The sequence below is a fragment of the Streptomyces sp. NPDC023157 genome, assembly GCF_055560575.1.
Genome location: NZ_JBVHIL010000002.1, coordinates 283,379 through 305,177, shown reverse-complemented (window position 1 = coordinate 305,177; position 21,799 = coordinate 283,379). Strand labels below are relative to the sequence as shown.

General features: G+C 73.8%; 13 protein-coding genes and 1 pseudogene. 4 read left to right on the top strand and 10 right to left on the bottom strand.

What is annotated here, in order from left to right; translation table 11 throughout:
* Positions 1 to 4: 4 nt before the first annotated feature.
* Entirely contained in the window at positions 5 to 274 is a 270-nt protein-coding gene (locus ACZ3ZE_RS07060; protein WP_361624251.1) for a three-helix bundle dimerization domain-containing protein, read from the bottom strand.
* A gap of 175 nt (positions 275 to 449) precedes the next feature.
* Here ACZ3ZE_RS07060 and ACZ3ZE_RS07055 point away from each other — a divergent pair, with 175 nt between their 5' ends.
* Complete coding sequence (locus tag ACZ3ZE_RS07055; protein ID WP_442304345.1) at positions 450 to 1,325, top strand: glycosyltransferase family 2 protein; 876 nt, start codon at positions 450 to 452, stop codon at positions 1,323 to 1,325.
* 99 nt (positions 1,326 to 1,424) lie between these two features.
* Here ACZ3ZE_RS07055 and ACZ3ZE_RS07050 read toward each other — a convergent pair whose 3' ends face one another.
* From ACZ3ZE_RS07050 to ACZ3ZE_RS07035, 4 genes and pseudogenes are all read right to left on the bottom strand, one after another.
* The gene (locus ACZ3ZE_RS07050; protein ID WP_467257802.1) at positions 1,425 to 3,392 is read right to left on the bottom strand and encodes an ABC transporter permease; all 1,968 of its coding nucleotides are present in this window, start codon (positions 3,390 to 3,392) and stop codon (positions 1,425 to 1,427) included.
* Between the two features lie 85 nt (positions 3,393 to 3,477).
* Positions 3,478 to 3,585 (bottom strand): annotated as a pseudogene (locus ACZ3ZE_RS07045) (MerR family transcriptional regulator); the annotation flags it as partial.
* A 131-nt stretch (positions 3,586 to 3,716) separates the two neighbouring features.
* The gene (locus ACZ3ZE_RS07040; RefSeq protein ID WP_361170627.1) at positions 3,717 to 4,061 is read right to left on the bottom strand and encodes a GNAT family N-acetyltransferase; all 345 of its coding nucleotides are present in this window, start codon (positions 4,059 to 4,061) and stop codon (positions 3,717 to 3,719) included.
* A 70-nt stretch (positions 4,062 to 4,131) separates the two neighbouring features.
* Entirely contained in the window at positions 4,132 to 5,064 is a 933-nt protein-coding gene (locus ACZ3ZE_RS07035; protein WP_361624242.1) for a pirin family protein, read from the bottom strand.
* A 97-nt stretch (positions 5,065 to 5,161) separates the two neighbouring features.
* Between ACZ3ZE_RS07035 and ACZ3ZE_RS07030 the strand changes: the two genes are divergently transcribed.
* On the top strand, positions 5,162 to 5,665 hold the full coding sequence (locus tag ACZ3ZE_RS07030; RefSeq protein ID WP_361170633.1) for a carboxymuconolactone decarboxylase family protein: 504 nt from the start codon (positions 5,162 to 5,164) through the stop codon (positions 5,663 to 5,665).
* Positions 5,666 to 5,853: 188 nt separating this feature from the next.
* On the top strand, positions 5,854 to 6,723 hold the full coding sequence (locus ACZ3ZE_RS07025; RefSeq protein WP_361170636.1) for a D-alanyl-D-alanine carboxypeptidase family protein: 870 nt from the start codon (positions 5,854 to 5,856) through the stop codon (positions 6,721 to 6,723).
* A 94-nt stretch (positions 6,724 to 6,817) separates the two neighbouring features.
* Here the strand turns inward: ACZ3ZE_RS07025 and ACZ3ZE_RS07020 are convergent, their stop codons facing one another.
* From ACZ3ZE_RS07020 to ACZ3ZE_RS07010, 3 genes are read right to left on the bottom strand one after another with little or no spacing between them, the layout of a single operon-like run.
* A complete protein-coding gene (locus ACZ3ZE_RS07020; protein WP_361170639.1) occupies positions 6,818 to 7,789 on the bottom strand; it encodes a quinone oxidoreductase family protein in 972 nt (323 codons plus the stop codon).
* Positions 7,790 to 7,838: 49 nt separating this feature from the next.
* Entirely contained in the window at positions 7,839 to 8,900 is a 1,062-nt protein-coding gene (locus ACZ3ZE_RS07015; RefSeq protein ID WP_467257799.1) for a sulfotransferase family protein, read from the bottom strand.
* A gap of 32 nt (positions 8,901 to 8,932) precedes the next feature.
* Positions 8,933 to 10,231, bottom strand: a complete 1,299-nt coding sequence (locus tag ACZ3ZE_RS07010; protein ID WP_467257796.1) for an MFS transporter — start codon at positions 10,229 to 10,231, stop codon at positions 8,933 to 8,935.
* 56 nt (positions 10,232 to 10,287) lie between these two features.
* Between ACZ3ZE_RS07010 and ACZ3ZE_RS07005 the strand changes: the two genes are divergently transcribed.
* The gene (locus ACZ3ZE_RS07005) at positions 10,288 to 10,968 is read left to right on the top strand and encodes a helix-turn-helix domain-containing protein (RefSeq protein WP_361624236.1); all 681 of its coding nucleotides are present in this window, start codon (positions 10,288 to 10,290) and stop codon (positions 10,966 to 10,968) included.
* A 158-nt stretch (positions 10,969 to 11,126) separates the two neighbouring features.
* On the opposite strand, the gene ACZ3ZE_RS07000 is transcribed toward ACZ3ZE_RS07005, so the two are convergent.
* A complete protein-coding gene (locus tag ACZ3ZE_RS07000) occupies positions 11,127 to 12,110 on the bottom strand; it encodes a class I SAM-dependent methyltransferase (RefSeq protein WP_361170651.1) in 984 nt (327 codons plus the stop codon).
* Positions 12,111 to 12,225: 115 nt separating this feature from the next.
* Positions 12,226 to 21,594, bottom strand: a complete 9,369-nt coding sequence (locus ACZ3ZE_RS06995) for an amino acid adenylation domain-containing protein (protein ID WP_467257794.1) — start codon at positions 21,592 to 21,594, stop codon at positions 12,226 to 12,228.
* Between the last annotated feature and the right edge of the window lie 205 nt (positions 21,595 to 21,799).

Genomic DNA, 21,799 nt, shown 5'->3' with positions numbered 1-21,799 from the left:
TCGGTCATGGTCCGGCCTCCGGGCCGTGGCCGGGCCCGCTCCCGTTCATGGCGTCGAGCGCCTTCCGGGACCGCCGCTCGACCAGGATCGGGAGGTAGGCCCGGATCCTGGCGTGGTCGAAGTGGGCGTACGCGCTCCGGACCACCGACTCGACGGTGGTCACGTCGACGGAGGGGTAGGCGCCGACGAGCCGGACCACGAGCTCTCCCAGGGGCGCCGACTCGTCGACGGCCGCCGCCGGGCCGACGTACGGAGTCCGCTCTTCCACCGTCATGGCCGCACCGTTCCTCGCGAGACCGTCCGTCGTGCTCATTGTCGGCGCGCCAGGCCAAGATCGCTCTCCGGGCGGTGCCGGCCCAGGCTGAGGGAACGCTCCTGAGCGCCGGTTGAGGAGCGGGACGCGGGCGGCGTTAGCATCGGCACGTCCCCGACCACTGGAGTTCACCGTCATGCCTTTGCCGCGCATCGGAGTCGTCATCGTCACCATGGGCAACCGCCCGCGGGAGCTGGAGGCGCTGCTCGCTTCGGTGGAGCGGCAGGACGTCCCCGCGACGCGGGTGGTCCTGGTGGGCAACGCGACGCCGCTGACCGACGTCGTGACGGACGCGACCAAGATCCCGCTGACCGAGAACCTGGGCTGCCCCGGCGGCCGCAACGTCGGCCTGGAGCTGCTGCGCGACTCGGGCGAGGTGGACGTCGTCGTCGAGCTCGACGACGACGGCCTGCTCATCGCCGACGACGTCTTCCGCACGGTCCAGCGGCTCTTCGCGGAGGACCCGAAGCTGGGCATCATCGGCTTCCGGGTCGCCGACGAGCACGGCCACACCGAGCGGCGCTGGGTGCCCCGGCTGCGGGCGGACGACCCGATGCGCGGCGGCCAGGTGACTGCCTTCCTCGGCGGCGGCCACGCCTTCTCGATGCCGATGCTGCGTCAGACCGGCCTGTGGGCGGGGGAGTTCTTCTTCGGGCACGAGGAGTCCGACCTGGCGTGGCGGGCCCTGGACGCCGGCTGGAAGATCGTCTACGAACCGGAGCTCGTCCTCCAGCACCCGAAGACCTCTCCGGCCCGGCACGCGGTCTACTACCGCAACACCGCCCGGAACCGCGTGTGGCTGGCCCGCCGCCGGCTCCCGGTGCCGCTGATCCCCGTCTACCTCGGCGTGTGGATCCTCATCACCCTGCTCCGCACCCGCGAGGCCGCTGGCCTCAAGGCCTGGTGGGGCGGCTTCTTCGAGGGCGTCCGCACCTCGTGCGGCCCGCGCGGGGCGATGCGCTGGAGCACGGTCTGGCGCATGACCCGGCTGGGCAGGCCGCCGATCCTCTGACGCGCGCGGGCCGCCGGCGGCACGGCGTTCCGAATCCGCGCCCCGGCTCCGGGGCGCGGCCTTCCCGCGTTCTCGCCCTCGCACGGGGCCGGGCGGCGGTCAGAGGGGGACGACGGTCGTCTCCGTCGCCTTGACGCCGACCCAGACCGACACCCCGTCGGCGAGGCCGAGCTCGGCGGCGGACTGGGGGGTGATCTCGGCGACGAGGTCGGGCGCGTCGTCGGAGGCGACCAGGACCCGCAGCCTGCTCCCGCTCGCCGTGATCTCGCGTACGGTCCCGGGCCAGACGTTACGGGGGCTGCCGGTCGGCTTCTCCCGGTGCAGGGACACGGCCTCGGGCGCGACGATGGCGAGCGCGGGCGTGCCGGCGGGCGGGGCCTCCGCCGAGATCAGGGTGCCGCCCCCGTCGAGCGCGAGGCCGTCGGGCGTGGCGGTGCCCGGCCAGGCGTTGCGGCCGAGCATGCGCGCGACCCACGGCGAGCGGGGGTGGCGCGTGACCTCGGCAGGCTCCGCGTCCTGCAGGGCGCGTCCGTCCTCCAGGACGAGGACCCGGTCGGCGAGCGAGACGGCCTCGACCGGGTCGTGGGTGACGATCAGGCAGACGCCGCCGAAACCGGTGAGGTGGCTGCGCAGGGTGTGCCGGACCTGCGCCCGGGTGGTCTGGTCGAGGGCGGCGAGGGGCTCGTCGAGGACGAGGAGCCGGGGGCGGGCGGCCAGCGCGCGGGCCAGGGCGACGCGTTGGGCCTGACCGCCGGAGAGCTGGGCGGGGCGGCGGTGGGCCAGGTGCCCGACGCCGAGGCGGTCGAGCCAGTTCTGCGCCTCGTGCCGGGCCTCCGCGCGCGGCACGCCCTGGGCGCGCAGCCCGTACGCGGTGTTGGCGAGCGCGGTCAGGTGCGGGAAGAGGGCGCCGTCCTGCGGGACCCAGGCGACGCGCCGCCGGTGCGGGGGCAGGGCCGTGACGTCGGTGCCGCCGAGGGTGAGGTCGGCGTGGGAGCGCGGGGTCAGACCCAGGAGGGCCCGGAGCAAGGTGGTCTTGCCGGCGCCGTTGGGCCCCACGACGGCGATCGTGGTGCCGGGTTCGGCGTCGAGGGTGAGCTGCGTGTATCCGGTGACCTCGGCGTGCAGGGACCAGCGTGCGCCGGGCGGCGCGGGCCGGAGGCCGTCGGCCCCCGGACCGGCGGCGGGGGTGGGGGTGGGGACGGAGACGGGGACGGGAGCGGCATCGGTGTCGGGGGCGGGCGCCGTGCGGCGGACCCGGTCCGCCGGAGTGCCCGTCCACCGTCCCCGCAGGGCGATGAGCACGCCCATGGCGATGGCGAGGAGCAGCAGGGAGACCGAGGTCGCGGCCTCCGGCTCGTCCTGGAGCAGGAGGTAGACCTGGAGGGGCAGGGTCTGGGTGGTGCCCGGCAGGTTCCCGGCGAAGGTGATGGTGGCGCCGAACTCGCCGAGCGCCCGGGCCCAGGTCAGGGCCGCCCCCGCGACGACCCCGGGCGCCACCATCGGCAGCGTGACGGTGAAGAAGACCCGGACCGGTGAGGCGCCGAGCGAGGCCGCCGTCTCCTCGTACCGGGGGCGCAGCCCGCCCAGCGCGCCCTCCAGGCTGATGACCAGGAACGGCATGGCGACGAAGGTGGCCGCGAGGACCGCGCCGGACGTGTGGAACGGCAGCGTGATGCCGAAGGTGGACTCCAGCCAGGGCCCGAGGAGCCCGCGACGCCCGAACGCGAGCAGCAGCGCCACACCGCCGACGGTCGGCGGCAGCACCATCGGGAGCAGCACCAGCGAGCGCACGAACGCCTTGCCCCGGAACGGGACCCGGGCCAGCAGCCAGGCGAGCGGCACCCCGAGCAGGAGGGAGAGCCCGAGGGCCCAGAAGGAGACGAGGAGGGAGAGCCTCAGGGCCTCGACGGTGCCCGGCGAGGTGAGGTGGGAGGCGAGTGCGCTCCACTCGGTCCGTACGAGGATGCCGAGGAGCGGGAGCCCGAGGAACGCCACGGCCGCCAGCGCGGGCAGCGCCAGCAGGAGAGGCGGCCGGGCGCCGGACGTACGGAGGCCTGCTCGTTTCATCGTGGATCCCGAAGACAGGAGGGCGTGAGGCGGCGGGGCTGCCCCTTCCCCAGGGACGGGCAGCCCCTCGTGTTCCGGACGCTCACCGGTGTGTCGCGACCCGGCCCGCGTCCGCCCGGCGCCGCGCGGTGTCCGGGCTGACGCCCGGCAGACGCGCGGCCTGCCCGATGGTGGAGGACTGCATGTTCGACACCGTAGGGCGCTTCGGCTCGCATCTGCAAGAAAGTCGTGCGACTCTCCATCGCGAATGAGAGCGGGCTTGGAGGAAAGGATGAGCCGCGGCCCCGCCGCTGCCGCACCACGGCGGAGGGCCCGGCGTCGGCGTCAGCGTCCCAGCTGGGCGTCCAGCCACGAGAGGACCTCGGGGGTCACCGGGTCGGTGATGTCGGCGAACTCCTCGTGCTTCTTGAGGAACTTGGCCACGTACGGGCAGACGGGGACGATCCGCAGGCCGGCGGCGCGGACGTCGTTCAGGGCGTTCTCGACGAGGACCGAGGCGAGGCCCTGGCCCGCGTAGGCCTCGTCGATCTCGGTGTGGAAGAACACGCGGCGGTCCTCACGGTCCCGGTACGCGGTGAGACCCGCGCGCTGGTCGTCGACGAGGATCTCGTAGCGGTGGCGGGCGTCGACACGACGGACGACGGGGGTGGGGGTGCTCTGCTCGCTCATGGTCCTTGGGTCCTTCCGGGGTGGGGGTATGGGTGGGTGGGTCTCGTCCGTGCGCGGGTGGCGTGCGGGGTCAGGAGCGGGGCGGGGTCCGCGGGTTCTTGCGGGGGCTGATCACCGCGTTCGGCAGGGCCGGGGCCGGGAGCCGGTCGCCGGGGTAGCCGTCGACCTCGCCGAAGCGGTCGGAGGCCCGCTCCCACTCCTCCCGCGCCGCCACGATGTCCTGGTGGTCGCGGCCGATGAAGTTCCACCACATCACGATCTCCTCCTCGAACGGCGGGCCGCCGAGCAGGACCGTCCGGGCCGTGCGGCCGGAGTCGTTGGTGAGCGTGACCGAGGTGCGCCCGGGGGTGGCGTAGCCGAGTTCCGCCGGGCGGAGCGGCGTGCCGTCGAAGCGGACCTCGCCCTCGTCGACGAGGAGACCGTGCTCGAAGTCCGGGTCGACGTCCAGGGTGACGGTGGCTCCGGCGTCGAGCAGGAGCTCGGCGCCGAGGAGCGGCGTGAAGGTGCTGACGGGGGAGGTGTCGCCGGCCAGCGTGCCCAGGAAGACCCGTACCTCGGCGCCGTCGACGCGGAACGGCTTCGGCGCGTGGTGCTGGAAGGCGCGCGGCGCGTGCCGGTGGGCGTCGGGCAGGGCCACCCACAGCTGGACGCCGTGCAGGACGGTGGTGGAGGGGGTGGAGACCTCGGTGTGGGCGATGCCGTGACCGCCGGTCATGAGGTTGATCTCGCCGGGCCGTACGAAGGCGTGGGTGCCGAGGCTGTCGCGGTGCTCGATCTCGCCGGTGAAGAGCCAGCTGACCGTCTGCAGGCCGGTGTGGGGGTGCGGGGCCACGTCCATGCCGCCCGACTCGGCGACCAGGTCGGGTCCGTAGTGGTCGGCGAAGCACCAGGCGCCGATGAGCGTCCGGGCCCGCTGCGGCAGGGTGCGCCGTACGGTCATCGCGCGCGGTCCGCCCAGCGGGACGTCACGGGCGGTGAGGACCTCGACCTCCGTATGATCCATTTTTCCGGCCCTCTCTCCACCATGTAGTTTCGTTTTCAACAATCGTGGTGATCATAGTCCCGATGACGACCCACGACAACACGCGAAGGAGCACAGGGTGACCGAGACGCCCCAGACCACGGCGACGGCCCGCCGGGCGAACGGCCGGATCTACCTCGACAAGCAGAGCCCCGCCGCGTACCGGGCGTTGGTGGCCACCGCGGACGCCGTCCGCGCGACGGCCGCCGACGCGGGCCTCGACCGGATCCTGGTCGAACTGGTCAACCTGCGGGTGTCCCAGATGAACGGCTGCGCCTCCTGCCTCGACGCGCACACCCGGGCCGCGCTGCGCGCCGGGGAGAGCACGCGGCGCCTCGGCGTGCTCGCGGCCTGGCGGGACACCGAACTGTTCACCGCCCGCGAGCGCGCGGCCCTCGCCCTGGCCGAGGCCACCACCCACCCCGCCGACGCCCTCGCGCAGGAGCGCGCCTACGCGGAGGCCCGCGAGGTCCTCACCGACGACGAGCTCTCCGGCGTGCTCTGGGTGGCCGTCACCATCAACGCCTTCAACCGGGTCTCGATCCTCAGCAAGCACCCCGTCCGGGAGGTTCCCGGCCGCTGAGCCGGGACTGACGGCCCCTCGGCCGCCGGGCGCGGCCGAGCCGCCCGGAAAATGCGAGGTACGTCACGTCCCGAGTCGTGCATCCCTGGGAGCCGCTCGTGCATCTTGTGTGCGCGAGGTCCGCGTGGACCCCGTGTGACGTCGACTCCTAGCAAGGGCAGAACATTTTGATATCTACGACTCTGGGCGTGCGCCGTGCCGTGACCATCGCGGTCACGACCTCCGCCGTCCTGGCCGGCGGCCTCTTCGCCGGCCAGGCTCAGGCCGCGACGCCGCCCGCCCCGTCCATCACCGCCCCGGGCGGCTTCGTGATGAACAACGGGACGGGAACGGCGCTGTTCGGCAAGGCCGCGGACACCCGCCGGTCGACCGGCTCCACCACGAAGATCATGACCGCCAAGGTGGTGCTGGCCCAGCGCGGCCTGAACCTCGACACCAAGGTCACGATCGACAAGGCGTACAGCGACTACATCGTCGCCAAGAACGCCTCCTCGGCCCGGCTCATCGTCGGCGACAAGGTGACGGTCCGGCAGCTCCTCTACGGCCTGATGCTGCCGTCGGGCTGCGACGCCGCCTACGCGCTGGCCGACAAGTTCGGCACCGGCACCACCCGGGCGGCCCGGGTGAAGTCGTTCATCGGCAAGATGAACGACGAGGCCCGCAAGCTGGGCATGCGGAACACGCACTTCGACTCGTTCGACGGGATCAGCAACGGGTCGAACTACTCGACCCCGCGCGACCTGACGAAGCTGGCGAGCAGTGCGATGAAGGACGCCACCTTCCGCACCGTCGTCAAGACGAAGTCCACGACGCAGAAGGTCACCACCCGCAGCGGTGGCTACCGGAACATGGCGTGGACCAACACGAACAAGCTGCTGAGCACCTACAGCGGCGCGATCGGCGTGAAGACCGGCTCCGGTCCGCAGGCCAAGTACTGCCTCGTCTTCGCCGCCACCCGCGGCACCAAGACGGTCATCGGCGCGGTGCTCGGTGCGCCGAACGAGGCGAACCGCGCGGCCGACGTGAAGAAGCTGCTCGACTACGGCTTCGCCAAGTAGCGGTGACGAAAGGCGGCCGGCGCCCTGGTGCGCCGGCCGCCGCCCCGGCTGCCTCCCGCCCGGCGGGAGGCAGCCCCGGACGGCCGACGCCGGCTCAGGCGCAGGTCAGCACCGTCTTGGCGATCGTCGCGCGGCCCTCGAGGGCCGCGTGGGCGGACGCCGCGTCGGACAGGGGCAGACGCCGGCCGATCCGCACCCGCAGACTCCCGTCGCGGACCAGGCGCAGTACGGCCGTTCCCCGGCGCAGGAGCTCCGCGCGGTCCTGGATGTGGTGGACCAGGTTCGGGCGGGTGACGTACACGGATCCCGCGGCGTTGAGCCGCTGGAGGTCGAACGGGGGGACGGGGCCTCCGGACTGGCCGTAGACCGCCAGGACTCCCCGGGGACGCAGCGCGGCGAGGCTCTCGTCGAAGGTCGGGCCACCGATGCCGTCGAAGACCGCGGCGGCGCCGAGACCTCCGGAGTGCCGCCGCACCGCCGCGAGGAGCGCGCCCGGCCGGTAGTCGACGACCTCGGCCGCGCCCGCGGCCCGCGCCGCCTCCGCCTTCGCCTCGGTGGACGCCGTGCCGACGACCGTGCCGCCGCGCAGCCGTACGAGCTGGGTGAGCAGCATGCCGACGCCGCCCGCCGCCGCGTGCACGACGACGGTGTCGCCGGGCTGGACCGGGTACGTGTCGTGGCACAGGTAGTGCGCGGTCATGCCCTGGAGCAGCGTGGCCGCGGCCTGTTCGGCGGCCAGTCCGGCCGGCACGGGCACCAGCCGGTCGGCGCTCAGCAGCGCGTACTCGGCGTACGCCCCCGGCAGGTTCGCCCAGGCGACCTCGTCGCCGACGGCGACCTCGCGCACCCCGGGCCCGAGCTCGACGACGGTGCCGGCGCCCTCCTGCCCTGGGACGAAGGGCAGTTCGTGCGGGTAGAGACCGGACCGGAGGTAGACGTCGATGTAGTTGACGCCCGCGGCGGCGATCCGCACCAGCGCCTCGCCCGGTCCCGGCGACGGGCGGGGCAGGTCGACGAGCTCCAGCACGTCGGGTCCGCCGGGCCGGCTGACCCGTATCGCTCTCATGGCCGCGATCGTACGACGGGGGGCCGCCGCCGGGCGAGGGACGGGCGGTTCAGCCGGCGTCATAGCCCGCCTCGTCGGCGAGTTCGCGGACGAGCGGCAGGACCTGGCGGATCTCGTTCTCGTGGCGGCGCCACTTGTCCGGGTCGGGCTTGGTCTGGGTCATCACCACGGGCAGGTCGCGGCGGCCCCACGCGTCGGCGAAGGGCAGGTGCACGGCCTCGGCGACGGCCTCCATGGTGGCCACCGGGTCGGCCTGGACGTCCTCGTAGCGCACCAGCACGGAATTGCCGGTGGGGGCGAGGGCCTTGGCGGCGTCGAGGACGGCCCGGTTGTGGGCCAGCCAGTTGCGGGCGCAGACCTCGGCCAGCGTCAGGTTCACCCAGTCCCGCCAGCCGGGCGGCAGGCTCAGGTTCCACCACTGCTTCCCCCACGGGAACACGTCGGAGTAGCCCTTGATGCGCAGCTGCTCCGGCACCGGGTAGGAGAAGAACATCCGCGGGTTGAGCCAGGCGTCCATGAGGGAGCCGATGCTGGTGCGCGGATCGCGGACGACGAACACGTACGTGGCGTCCGGGTAGAGGGCCTGGAGGAAGGGGATCCGGAAGCAGGACTGGATGCTCTTCTCCACCAGCCGTATGCCGTCGGCGAGTTCGGTCTCGGTGGGGCGCGGGCCGCGCGGCGGGAAGCAGAACGGGGTGATCTCGTCGAGCTCGCCGCCGTCCCGCGTGGTGGGGGGACCCTCGGGAAGGTCGCCGGGGAAGCGCTCCTTGAGGGCCTTGAGCGGCACGTCGTAGTAGTACGGCTGGGGGCCCTGCGCGCTGATGAAGTCGAGGTAGTCCAGCTTGTCGTCGACGGTCCACTCGGCGCCGGGCCGGCGCGCGGCGGCGAGCAGGTCGGCGTCGAGCCGGGCCGCCACCTCGGGGGTCGCGTCGGAGGCGTCCAGGGCGTTGGAGTGCCAGCCGCGCCGGCTGGGGTGCAGCTCGCCGCGCTCCCAGATCGGCTTGCCCTCGCGGCCGATGCTCCAGACGTGCTCGCTGCGTTCGATCAGGCTGCGGACCAGACTGGTGCCGGAACGGGGGTGGCCGACGATGAAGATGGGCTGCTTGAGCATGGCTGAGGTCGCTTTCGTGAGGAGGCGGGTTCTCATGCGGGCCAGCGAGCGGACCTGACGTGCCGGTTGACGAGCCCGGCCACGGTGATCAGGGCCTGGACGCCCGCGATGAGCGCGATGGCGCCGGTCACGCCGAGGAACTGCAGGGCCAGACCGCCGACCAGGGAGCCGAGCGGGGATCCGGCGCCGATGAGCGTGATGGTCGCGGCGATGGCACGGCCGCGCCGGTGGTCCGGGGTCTGCCGGAAGATCATGATGTCGACGAGGATCTTCAGCGCCGGCAGCCCGAGCGCCGCCAGGGTCAGCATCGCGAAGACCCAGACCGGTCCGAGCGGGAGCGCCAGCAGGGCCACCGCGACGGTGGTGAGCGTGGACGCGGAGAGCAGCAACGCGCCCGGGCCGAGCACCCGGTGGAGCCGTGGCACCAGCGCCGAGCCGGCGAGCATGCCGACGGCGGTGCCGGACAGCGCCAGGCCGATCGTGCCGGGGGAGTGCTCCTGCTGACGCAGGGTCACCATCACCATGAGGATCGCGGCGGTGATGCTGAAGTAGAAGATGCTGATCAGGAGCAGCGCGGACCGCAGCAGCCGGTCGCCGAGCAGTTCGACCAGGCCGGAGAAGGCGGTGGTCAGCGGTCCGAGCGCGCTCTTCTTCTCAACGGTCGCGGGTTCGTCGGTCGCCGGCTCGCCGGACGGCGCCTCGGCGGGCGGGGCCGTCTTCGGTACCCGGATCACCAGGGCGCAGACGAAGGAGATCACGAAGCCGGCGATCGCGGCGACGAACGGGAAGGTGCGGGAGACCAGGTAGAGCGCGCCGCCCAGGGGCGGTCCGGCCAGGGCGGCGGCTCCGCTGCGGGCCTCGTCCTGGCTGAGCGCCGCCGTCAGCTGATGGTCCGGCACCACGGCGCGGATCAGCAGCATCCGGGCCGGTGCGCCGAACGCCGTCCCGGTGCCGAGGACGACCGCGGCCAGCATCAGCAGCCCGAAGTTCGCCCGGTCGGCCAGCAGACTGAGGACGATGAACGCGAGAGTGAGCGCCCGGACCGCCTCGGAGATCAGCAGGATGCGGCGCCGGTCCCACCGGTCGACGACCACGCCGGCCGGCAGTCCGACCAGGAGGGCGGTGCCGATCTGGACGAAGCCGAACAGGCCGGCGAGCGCGGGTGAGCCGGTCAGGGACATGATCAGAAGGGGATAGGCGACCTCCACGGCTTCGAGGCCGAGGTTGGCCGCGGCAGCCCCGATCCACAGAATCTGGAAGGGCCGGTTACGGCGCGGGGGTGTCGGCGGGGGAAGAGTCGCGCTATCACTCAGATGTAAGCGTTCACTCATGCGTGAAAGGTAGCATGGTCGTGAATGGTTCGCTACGAGGAAACGGAGATGGGTTCATGGCTGAAGACGCCGACGCGGTGACGGTCGTCCGCGAAGTGGACGACGTGGAGACGCTCAAGGCGCTGTCCGACCCGCTGAGGCTGGCGATCCTGCGCACGATGATGAGCGACGTACGCGCCGCGCACCGGGTGAAGGACATCGCCCGGCTGCTCGACCAGCCGCCCACCCGGCTCTACCGGCACATCAAGGTGCTGGAGGCGGCGGGCCTGATCAAGGTGGCGCAGACCCGGATGGTCTCCGGGATCCAGGAGAGCCAGTACCAGGTGGCGCAGTTCGCCCTGCGGCTGAGCCGCGACCTGCTGGCCGCGCCGGGCAACGCGGGCGAACTCGCCGACGCGTTCGCGGCGACCCTGAACGACTTCCGCGACCGGCTCGTACGGGACATCATCAGCGGGCGCTTCCAGCCGGAGCCCGACCCCGAGGCCGCGGAGCAGCCCGATCCTCTCGGCCCGATGGTCGTCGCGCTCGACCGCCGGCTCACGCCGGAGCGGGCCACCGAGTTCCGGTCCCGTCTGACCGCGCTGATGGAGGAGTTCAACCGCCCCGACGACGAGGAGAAGGCCGTCGTCCCGGTCGAGTTCCTGATGATGTTCTGGGCGCCCAAGGAGCCCGCCGGAGACACGCCCGCCGGAGACACGCCTGGCCGAGACACGCCCGGCCGAGACACGCCCGCGTAGGCGCGCCCGTTCAGGCGCCGCCCCCGCGCGCGGCGGGCGGCTCCTCACGCACACGTGAAGGCGCCCTCGGGGTCCGGCCGGTGAGGCCGGACCCCGAGGGCGCCTTGGTGCGGGTCAGGACCGCCGGACGGCCGCCCTGACCCCTGTGCTCGCTCGGCTCACTTGGTCGCGATGAAGAGCCGGCCGCCGGGGAACCGGTGCGGCACGCACTCCGCCCGCTCGAAACCGGCCTGCCGGAAGCGGGCCAGCCAGTCCTCCTCCGGAGGCAGCGTCACGTTCATGAACCCGGCGTGCAGGTAGGTGAAGAGCGCGCTGAACCGGCGCTCGCGCTCCGCCGACGCGTACGGCACGGCGTCGGTGATCGCCATGATGCCGCCCGGGCGCAGCGCCTCCCGGCACTGGCGCAGCACGCGGTCGAAGACGTCGCCCTCCTGCACGATGTCGTGGAAGACGAATCCGGCGTGGATGACGTCGGCACCCGCCACCGGCCCGGGGTCGTCGGCGATGGACTGGATCGGGCGCTCCACCACCGTCAGCCGCTCGCCGACCCCGGCCGCCAGCGCCGCGCGGGACGCCTCCTGGCACGCGCCGGCGCTCATGTCCAGGGCCACGCCGGTGCTCTCTGGCAGCCGGCCCAGCAGGTCGATCAGCAGACCGGCGGCACCGGCGCCCAGGTCGACGATCCGCTTCGGACGCGCCCCCAGGATCACCTCGGTGGCGGCCGGGTAGAAGCCCTGGCTGCCGATCCAGCGGGAACTGACCGCCACCTCACGCCCGTCGCGGCTGTACTGCGCCGCCGCGGCGGCCGGGTCGCGCAGGAACTCGGCGGGATGCCGCACGTACGGCTGGTTGGCCCGCAACGACCAGGTGAGGTAGCCGGACTGGTGGATCCGGTCGGCGAAGTCGTCCGCGACCCGGAACTCCTTGACACCGGTCGGCACCAGCAGCGCCGCGGCGACCAGGGTGGACAGGAAACCGTCCATGCCCTCTTCCGGGACGTCCGCGGCCACGGCCAGCTCGGCCGCGGTGACCGGGTCACCGCGCTCCAGCAGCGGGACGATGCCCAACCGGTCGGCCATCTCCAGCAGGGTGGCGACGGCGGCGAGATCGGCTGCGGTCTCCGGGGTGCTGATGCTTGACATCGGGCTCTCCCACTCCATTTCGACGGTCATCTGGAAGTTCCACGGGCCGGGCCGGTACGGTTCCCGGCCGGCCGGGAGGCGCGGCACCGTGGGCGCCGCACCGGTCTGGGGTCCCTCATCGGGGACCGGTCTCTTCGCCACCGGTGCGCCGGCGGAGCTTGGGCCGGGTGCGGGGCGCCGGCCGGCCGAGGCGCTCGGCGAGCGCGGCGACCGTCGGGGACTCGAACAGGGCGGCCACGCTCAGGCTCGCGTCGAACCGGGTGCGTACCCGGTTGAGCAGCCGGGTGGCGAGCAGCGAATGCCCGCCGAGGTCGAAGAAGTTGTCGTGCACGCCGACCCGCGAGGTCTTCAGGACCTCGGCGAACATGGCGCACAGGGCCGTTTCCCGCTCGTCCCGGGGGGCCAGGTAGGGCGTGTCGGACGCGCCCGGGTCGGGCGCCGGCAGCGCCTTCCGGTCGACCTTGCCGTTGCCGGTCAGCGGCAGCCGGTCCAGGGTGACGAACAGGCTCGGCACCATGTAGTCCGGCAGCGTCCGGGCGACGTGCGCCCGCACGGCCGCCACGTCCACGTCCGCCGGGACCAGGTAGCCGACCAGCCGCTCGCCGTCCCCGGTGACCGTCGCGTGGGCCACGTCCGGGTGGCCGGTCAGGGCCGCCTCGACCTCGGCCGGTTCGATCCGGAACCCGCGCACCTTCAGCTGCGCGTCGACCCGGCCCTCGAACTCCAGCACCCCGTCGGGCCGGTACCGGGCGAGGTCGCCGGTGCGGTACATGCGCCCACCGGCCGGACCGTACGGGTCGGCCACGAACCGGGCGGAGGTCACGTCCGGCTGGTACGCGTAGCCCCGGGCCAGGCCGGTGCCGGTCACGTACACCTCACCGGGCACCCCCGGGGGCACCGGCCGCAGCCGCTCGTCGAGCAGGTACAGCCCGGTGTTGTCCATCGCCCGGCCGATCGGCACCGTACGGGACGGCGCCGTGGCGATCGGGTACCAGGAGGAGATGACCGTGGTCTCCGTGGTGCCCCAGGCGGCCGCGACCGACGTGTGCGGCGCGTCGGCCAGCAGCTCCGCCACCGAGGCGGGCGACACCACGTCACCGGCCATCCAGACGAGCTCCAGCGCGGCCAGCGCCGGCCGGGCCTCGGCCACCATCAGGTTGAACAGCGCGGAGGTGAAGACCGCGGTGGTCGCCCCGCCCTCGACGATGGTGCGGGCCAGGACGTCGGTGTCCAGATCGCCCTCGGGCGCGATCACCACCCGGCCGCCGGTCAGCAGCGCCAGCCAGATCTCGTACGTGGACGGGTCGAAGGACGTCGGCGAGTGCATCAGCGTGTCGGCCTGCCGCAGCCCCTCCCAGGCCCGGTCCGCGACGAACTCGGCGACACTGCGGTGCGAGACGCTGACCGCCTTGGGCGTGCCGGTGGAGCCGCTGGTGAACATCGTGTACGCGGTACGGTCCGGGTGCGTCGTCGTCGCGGGGCCGTGCTCCTCGGTGCCGGGGGACGGCGTGACGACCGTGACCCCCGTCAGTCCGGTGGGCCCGTCGGTGACCAGCAGTCGGGCCCGCATGTGGTCGACCATCCGCTGCTGCCGGGCGAGCGGCGCGGACCCGGGCAGCGGCAGATAGCCGCCGCCGGCCTTGACGATCGCGAGCACGGTCACGAGGTAGTCGATGCCGCGCGGCTGACGCACCGCCACCGGTTCGTCGGGCGCGCAGCCGGCCGCCACCAGCGCGTGCGCCAGATGGTTGGCGCGCCGGTCCAGGTCCCGGTAGCTGACCGACCGGTCGCCCTCGACGGCGGCGACCGCGTCCGGGGTCTCGGCGGCCTTCCGGGCGAAGAGGACGGCGAGGTCCTCGTCGACGACCGGCCGCGCCGTGCCGGGGCCGCCCGAGAGCGCGGCCCGCCGTTCGGCGTCGGAGAGCAGGTCGATCCGCCCGATCGGCAGGTCCGGATCGGCGACGGCCGCGCTCAGCACCCGTATCAGCCGGTCGGTCAGAGCGGTCACGGTCTCCCGGTCGAACAGGTCGGTGCGGTAGCGCACGTCCCCGGTGATGCCCTCGGGCACCCGGCCGGTGCCGAGGTGCTCGACGAAGCTCAGGCTCAGGTCGAAGTCCACCGGGCCGACCCGGATCGCGTCGAGCGCGTCCCCTGCGGGCGCCGGCGACACCTCCACGCCCGGCAGCGCGAACGCGGACTCGGCGTTGTTCTGCAGGACCAGCATGGTCTGGAACAGGGGGTGCCTGCTCAGGGTGCGGGCCGGGTTCAGCTCGTTGACGATCTGGTCGAACGGCAGCTCCTGATGGGCGTAGGCCGCGAGGTCCAGCTCCCGCACCCGGCCGAGCAGTTCACGGAAGCTGGGGTCCCCGGCGGTGTCGGTGCGCAGGACCAGGCTGTTGACGAAGCAGCCGATCAGCTGGTCGAGGCTGTCGTCGCTGCGTCCGGCCACCGCCGTGCCGAGCGGGATGTCGGTGCCCGCGCCGAGCCGGGTGTACAGCGCCGCGAGCGCGGCGTGCAGCACCATGAACAGCGTGGTGTGCGTGCGCCGGGCCAGGTCGAGCAGGCCGGCGTGCAGCGGCGCGGGCAGGGTGACCGGAAGCAGCGCGCCCCGCAGGTCCGAGGAGTCGGGCCGGGGCCGGTCGTAGGGCAGGGCCAGCTCCTGCGGCAGCCCGGCCAGCCGCTCGGACCAGTACGCCGAGAGACCGTCCCCCGCCGCTCCTTCGAGCAGCTCCCGCTGCCACAGGGTGTAGTCGGCGTACTGCACCGGCAGCGGACGCCGGACCGGTACGTCCCCCCGGACCCGGGCGGCGTACGCCTGGGCGAGGTCGTGGGTCAGCGGGGCCTGGGACCAGCCGTCGCCCGCGATGTGGTGCATGAGCAGCAGCAGCGTGTGCCGGTCGGGCCCCGTGCCGAACAGGTGCAGCCGCAGCGGCAGGTCGGTGGTGAGGTCGAAGCGGTGCCCGGCGGCGGCCGTCAGTTCCCGCTCCAGGTCGGCCGGGTCCACCACGGCCACCCGCAGCACCTCGTCCGGGTCGGCCTCCTTCAGGATCTGCTGGCTGGGCGCCCCGTCGACCTCCGGGAAGCGGGTCCGCAGCGTCTCGTGCCGGTCCAGCAGGTCGCCCACCGCGGCCCGCAGCGCCTCGACGTCCAGGGCCCCGTCCAGGCGCAGCACCAGCGGCCAGCCGAGACCGTTCCACCGGGACAGGAACCACAGCCGTTCCTGGGCGTACGACAGCGGCAGCGGAGCGGGCCGCACGGCCGGCACCAGGGCGCCGCGGGTCCGGTGCGCCTCCTGGCCGGAGGCGATCCGGGCACCGAGCGCCGCCGCCGTCGGGGCCTCGAACAGGTCCGCGACGCCCAGGTCCGCTCCCAGGTGCGTACGGATCCGGTTGACCAGGCGGGTGGCGAGCAGCGAATGCCCGCCGAGGTCGAAGAAGTTGTCGTGCGCGCCGACCAGGGACCTGCCGAGCAGCTCGCCCATGAGCTCGACGAGGATCTCCTCGGTGGGGGTGCGCGGCGCCGTGTACCCCGAGCCGGTCTCGAACTCGGGCTCCGGCAGGGCCCGCCGGTCGACCTTGCCGTTGCCGGTGAGCGGCAGCCGGTCGAGGACGACGAAGGCGCTGGGCACCATGTAGTCGGGCAGCGCCGAGGCCAGCCGGTCCCGTACGCCGGCGACATCCGGGCCGTCGCCGTCCGGCACCAGGTAGGCGACGAGCCTGCGTTCGCCGCTGCGGTCCTCGTGGGCGGTGACGAACGCCTGCCCGATCTCCGCGAGGGCGGTGAGCGCGGACTCCACCTCGGCCGGCTCGACCCGGAAGCCGCGGATCTTCACCTGGGCGTCGGCCCGCCCGACGAAGTCCAGCGTGCCGTCGGCACGCCGGCGGGTGATGTCGCCGGTGCGGTACATCCGGCCGCCGGGCGGCCCCCACGGATCGGCGACGAACCGTTCCGACGTCAGGTCGGGCTGACCCGCGTACCCGCGAGACACCCCCGAACCGGCGATGTACAGCTCGCCCGGCACGCCGGCCGGCACCGGCTGGAGCCGCGCGTCGAGCACGTACAGCCGCGTGTTGTCCATCGGCGCGCCGATCGGCACCCGGCCCGGCACGGGCTCCGCGCCGGACATCGAGAACCGGGAGGAGCAGGTGGTCGTCTCGGTCGGCCCGTACAGGGCCCGGACCGTCAGGCCGGGGTGGCGCTCCAGCAGGCGGGCGACGGCCGCGGGCGGCACCACGTCGCCACCGGTCAGGATCTCCCGCACCCCCGCGAAACAGTCCGGGTTCTCGGCGAGCGCGGCGAACAGCCCGGAGGTGAGCCAGACCCGGTCGACCCCGGACGCGGACACGGCGCGGGCCAGACCGGCGTCGTCGAGGATCCCCTCGGGCGCCACCACGACCGTGCCGCCGGTCAGCAGCGGGGTCCAGATCTCGTGCACCGACGCGTCGAAACCGGTCGCGGAGTGCATCAGCACCGTGCCGCCGGCCCGCCAGAGCCGGTCGCGGACGAACCCGGCCGCGTTCCGGTGCGTCAGGACGACGGCCTTGGGGACACCGGTCGAGCCACTCGTGAACATCACGTACGCGGCCTGGTCCGGGTGCGGCTCCCGGCCGGGCGGCTCGGCCGACTCGCCGTCCCCCGGCGCCAGCACGGTCAGGCCCGCGAGGTCGAGCGGCACCCCGTCCGGCCGGTCGGTGACGAGCAGCCCGGCACCGGCCCGTTCGGCCATCTGCCGCAGCCGGCCCGGCGGAGCGGTCGACGGCAGCGGCAGGTACGAGGCACCGGCCTTGAGCACCGCGAGCATGGACACGATCAGATCGGCCGACCGCGGCTGCAACAGTGCCACCGGCCGGTCCGCGACCGCCCCGGCCGCCACCAGCCGGTGCGCCAGGTGGTTGGCGCGCCGGTCCAGTTCGGCGTAGGTCAGGACGACGGGACCGGTGACCGCCACCGCGTCGGGGCTCGTCGCGGCGCGCTCGGCGAACAGGGCCGGCAACGACGCGGCGGGCAGCGGCCGCGCCGTGTCGTTCCAGGTCCGCAGGAGGGTGTCGCGCTCGGCGCCGTCCAGGACGTCGATGCGCCCGAGGCGCTGGTCGGGATCGGCGGCGACCGCCCCGAGGACGCGGAGGAACCGGTCGGCAAGGGCCCGCACCGTGTCCGCGTCGAAGAGCCCGGTGCGGTAGACGATCTCGCCGACGATGCCGTCGGCGGCGCCGTCCCGCCGGTAGGCGTCGGTGAGGTTCACGAAGAGGTCGAGCTGGGCGGCGGACGGCGTCGACCGCACCACCTCGACGTCCAGGCCCGACAGACCGAACTCGGCGTCCGCGTTGTTCTGCAGCACCAGCGTGGTCTGGAACAGCGGATGACGGCTGAGCGCGCGGACCGGGTTCAGCGCCTCGACGAGCCGGTCGAAGGGCAGCTCCTGGTGGCTGAGCGCGGCCACGTCGCCGGTCCTCGTCCGCTCCAGGAGCTCACGGAAGGTCGGATCGCCCGACGTGTCCGTGCGCAGCACCAGGTTGTTGACGAAGAAGCCGACCAGATCGTCCAGCTGGTCGTCGCCGCGCCCGGCGACCACCGTCCCGATCGGGATGTCGGTACCCGCGCCGAGCCGGGTGAAGAGCGTGGCCAGCGCGGCGTGCAGCACCATGAAGAGCGTGGTCCTGCTCTGCTGCGCCAGGGCCTGGAGCGCGGCGTGCAGCGGCGCGGGGACGCGCAGCGGGAGCAGCTCGCCCGCGTGGTCGGCGCCGCTCGGGCGGGGCCGGTCGTAGGGCAGCGCCAGCTCTTCCGGGAGACCCGTCAGGCAGTCGCGCCAGAAACCGGTCATCTGTTCCTGGTACGCCGAGGTCAGCAGGGAGCGCTGCCACAGCGCGTAGTCGGCGTACTGCACCGGCAGCGGCCGCCAGTCCGGTGCCGCCCCGGCCGACCGGGCCGCGTACGCGGTGGCCAGGTCCCGCGCCAGGGGCCGCATCGACCACCCGTCGCCGGCGATGTGGTGCAGCACCAGGACCAGCACGTGCCGGTCCGGCGCGATGCGCAGCAGCCGTACCCGCACCGGGACGTCCGCGGTGATGTCGAAGGGCTCCCGGCACGCGTTCCGCACGGCCTCGTCCAGGTCGGGCTCGGCCACGTCGAGCACCCGGACCAGGCCGTCCGCCGGCACCCGGGGAAGGATCCGCTGGTACGGCTGTCCGTCCTGCTCGTCGAAGACGGTGCGCAGCGACTCGTGCCGCGCCGTCAGGTCCTCGACCGCGGCGACCAGCGCGGCCTGGTCCACCGGGCCCTTCAGGCGCAGGACCACGGGGAGGTTGTACGTCCAGCCCAGCGGATCCATCCGGTTGACGAACCACAGGCGCTGCTGGGCCCAGGACAGCGGCACGCGGTCCGGGCGCGGGGCCGCGACCAGGGCCGGCGCCTCCAGGCCGGCGGTCCCGGCGATGGTGGCCGCGAGCCCCGCGACGGTGGGCGTGGCGAACAGCGCGTCCAGCCCGAGCCGGACGCCGAACGCGGCCCGGACCCGGTTGAGCAGGCGGGCGGCGAGCAGCGAGTGGCCGCCGAGCTCGAAGAAGTCGTCGTCGATGCTGATCCAGGCCCGGTCGAGCAGTTCGGCGGCGAGCTCGCAGAGCAGCTTCTCCCGCGCGTCACGGGGGGCCCGGCCCGACACCCCGCCCCGGAAGTCGGGTTCGGGCAGCGCCCGCCGGTCCAGCTTGCCGCTCGCGGTCAGCGGCAGCGCGTCGAGCACCGTGAACGCGGACGGCACCAGGTAGGACGGCAGCCGCTCCTTGCCCCAGTCGCGCAGGGCCGCGACGAGGAGGCCGCGACGGCGGGTGGCGATGGGGTCGTTGGTGAAGGCGGTGGGACGGGTGGGATCAGTGGAGCTGGTGGAGCTGGTGGAGCTGGTGGAGGTGGTGGAGTTGTTGCGGTCGGTGGGGGAGCGGTGCAGGTACACGCCGTCCAGGACCTCGGAGCCGCCGGAGCCCTCGGCCCCCTCGGAGCCGCCGGAGCCCTCGGCCCCTTCGACCCCTTCGGCCCCCTCAGCCTCCTCGGACCCGTCAGAGCCCTCGGCGCGGCCCGCGGCCGGGAAGAGGACGTCGACCAGGTCCGGTCCGTCCGCGGACCAGGTGACGACGGCGGTGCGGCCGTGCGCCTCGGCGAGTCCGTGCCAGAACTCCGGGTCGATCCCGTCGTCCGGTCCGTCGAGCGCGGCGCGTATGGTCTCCACCGGCGCTCCCGCGCGGACCGCCCGCAGGGCGGCGACCTCGCCGGCGACCCGGGCGTTGCGCACGCCGGTGAGCCGCAGGGCGGTGCCGTCGGCGAGACGCGCGGCCAGCTCCTCGGGGGCCCGCACGTCGAGGCCCCAGCGGAGCGCCGGGACCGCCGACAGGTCCTGCGCGGCGTCGCCGTCCTTGTGCAGCACCACGTCGTAGCGGTGCCGGGTCAGCTCGTTGAGGTCGGCGCCGCGCTTGAGCCGTACGTCGACCGCGCCGGCACCGACGGTGCCGAAGAGCCCCGGGTGGATCAGGAGTTCCTTCTCCAGGACCACCGCCTGCTCGATCTCGCGGCGCAGCACCTCGGGGTGCGGGTCGTGGTCGAGCTGCCCGAGCCGGACGCCGGTCCACATGCTGTCGACGAGCGGCAGGCACCGTACGTCGCCGACGAGCAGCCGGCCGCCGGGCCGCAGCAGGTCGAGCAGCTTGGCCAGGACGTCCCGCAGGTACCGCTCGTGGGGGAAGTACTGCACGACCGAGTTGATGACGATGGTGTCGAAGTGGGCGCGGGGCAGGCCGGTGGTGACGTCGGCGGCCTGGACGCGCAGGGTGACCTTCGCGGCGGTGCCGGGCTCGCCGGCGAGCCGGTCGCGCAGTCCCTCGATCGCGGACGCCGAGTAGTCGGTGCCCCAGTACTCGTCGACCTGGCCGACGAGCGGCGTCAGGATGAGTCCGGATCCGACGCCGACCTCCAGGACGCGGCGGGGCGCGAAGCCGCGGACGCGGGCGACGACCGCCTCCCGCCAGCGGGCCATCTCCTCGACGGGGATGCCCGTACCGGTGTACGTGGAGTTCCAGCCGGAGAAGTCGGCGCCGAAGGCCGCGCGGTCGGACTCGTCGTAGAACGTCTCGTAGATCTGCTGCCACTCGTCGACGTGCCGTTCCGCGTTGCCGTCGTCGGACTCCGGGGCGCGCGCGGCGACCAGGTAGGCGGCGAGCCGCTTCTCGCCGAGCTGGTCCTCGTGCACCAGGACGCGGGCCTGCTCGACCGCCGGGTGTCCGGCGAGGACCGCCTCGATCTCGCCCGGCTCGATCCGCAGGCCGCGGATCTTGACCTGGTCGTCGGCCCGGCCGCAGTAGGCGAGCTGACCGTCCGGCAGCTGCCGGACCAGGTCGCCGGTGCGGTACATCCGGCTGCCCGGCTCCCCGAACGGGTCGGCGACATAGCGCTCCGCGGTGAGCCCGGCGCGGTTCACGTACCCGCGGGTCACGCCCCCGCCGCCGCTGTACAGCTCGCCGATCTCGCCGGGGGGCGTCGGGCGCAGCGCGGCGTCGAGGACGTACAGGCGGGTGGCGCCGGACCGGGAGCCGATCGGCGGCGCGTCCGGGCCGGGGACGAGCGGGGCCGAGAGGGTGATCGCCATGGTCGTCTCGGTGGGCCCGTAGCCGTTGACCATCCGGCGGCCGCGGCCCCAGGTCTCCACCAGGCGGGCGCCGCAGGCCTCGCCGCCGACCATCAGGGCCCGCAGCGCCGGGAGTTCGGCGGGCGGGACGGTCGCGAGGACCGACGGCGGGGTGAACGCGTGGGTGATCCCGTGCTCCGCGAGGAACGCGGCCAGCTCCTCGCCGGCCAGCGTCTCGGGGGGCGAGACGACGAGGGTGCCGCCCGGCCCGAACGCCAGCAGCACCTCGATGATCATGGCGTCGAAGCTGGGCGAGGCGAGCTGGGACACCACCGCGTCGGGGCCCGCCGCCATCCGGTCCGCCAGGTCCGCGGCGAACGGCGGCACCCCCCGGTGCGGTACGGCGACCCCCTTGGGCCGGCCCGTCGAACCGGACGTGTAGATGACGTACTCCAGCGACAGGGCCTGGTCCACCGCCTCCGGGGCGGTCACCGGCGCCGTCGCCGCCTCGGCGAGCAGCTCCGGCAGCACCCACTGGGGGGTGCCCGGGGTGTCGGGCAGTCCGGGCCGTGCCGCCTCGGTGGTCAGCAGGGCGCGGGGCGCGCCGTCCGCGCACATGAAGGCGATCCGCTCGGCCGGGTGATGGAGGTCGACCGGCAGGAACGCGCCGCCGGCCTTCCCGACCGCGAGCATCGCGACGATCAGCTCGGCCGAGCGGGGCAGCGCGAGGGCCACCACGTCGTCGGCGCCGATGCCGCGGGCACGCAGCACGTGGGCCAGCTGATTGGCCCGGACATCCAGCTCGGTGTAACGCAACTCGACCGGGCCGCAGCGCAATGCCGGTGCGTCACCGCGACGCGCCGCGTGCCGGGCCACCATTCCGTGCAAGGACTGGGGCGGGTCAGTATCGGCCGACGGCAAGCGCTCCGGCGAAAACGGCATCGCGGCTCTCCATGATCGATGTGTGCCGGTGGTCCCATGCGGGCTGGCTCATGATGGGCGGACGCCGAGCGGCCCGACAACCCCTACTAGGGGCCGCCAAAACCCCTTGGGACAAGGCCTTTTGACCCAGCGGGGCGCTCGC

Bases quoted from the DNA above. Each gene is read 5' to 3' on its own strand.
- ACZ3ZE_RS07060 (WP_361624251.1), bottom strand. From the start codon at position 274: ATGACGGTGGAAGAGCGGACTCCGTACGTCGGCCCGGCGGCGGCCGTC.
- ACZ3ZE_RS07055 (WP_442304345.1), top strand. From the start codon at position 450: ATGCCTTTGCCGCGCATCGGAGTCGTCATCGTCACCATGGGCAACCGC.
- ACZ3ZE_RS07050 (WP_467257802.1), bottom strand. From the start codon at position 3,392: ATGAAACGAGCAGGCCTCCGTACGTCCGGCGCCCGGCCGCCTCTCCTG.
- ACZ3ZE_RS07040 (WP_361170627.1), bottom strand. From the start codon at position 4,061: ATGAGCGAGCAGAGCACCCCCACCCCCGTCGTCCGTCGTGTCGACGCC.
- ACZ3ZE_RS07035 (WP_361624242.1), bottom strand. From the start codon at position 5,064: ATGGATCATACGGAGGTCGAGGTCCTCACCGCCCGTGACGTCCCGCTG.
- ACZ3ZE_RS07020 (WP_361170639.1), bottom strand. From the start codon at position 7,789: ATGAGAGCGATACGGGTCAGCCGGCCCGGCGGACCCGACGTGCTGGAG.
- ACZ3ZE_RS07015 (WP_467257799.1), bottom strand. From the start codon at position 8,900: ATGCTCAAGCAGCCCATCTTCATCGTCGGCCACCCCCGTTCCGGCACC.
- ACZ3ZE_RS07010 (WP_467257796.1), bottom strand. From the start codon at position 10,231: ATGAGTGAACGCTTACATCTGAGTGATAGCGCGACTCTTCCCCCGCCG.
- ACZ3ZE_RS07005 (WP_361624236.1), top strand. From the start codon at position 10,288: ATGGCTGAAGACGCCGACGCGGTGACGGTCGTCCGCGAAGTGGACGAC.
- ACZ3ZE_RS07000 (WP_361170651.1), bottom strand. From the start codon at position 12,110: ATGTCAAGCATCAGCACCCCGGAGACCGCAGCCGATCTCGCCGCCGTC.
- ACZ3ZE_RS06995 (WP_467257794.1), bottom strand. From the start codon at position 21,594: ATGGTGGCCCGGCACGCGGCGCGTCGCGGTGACGCACCGGCATTGCGC.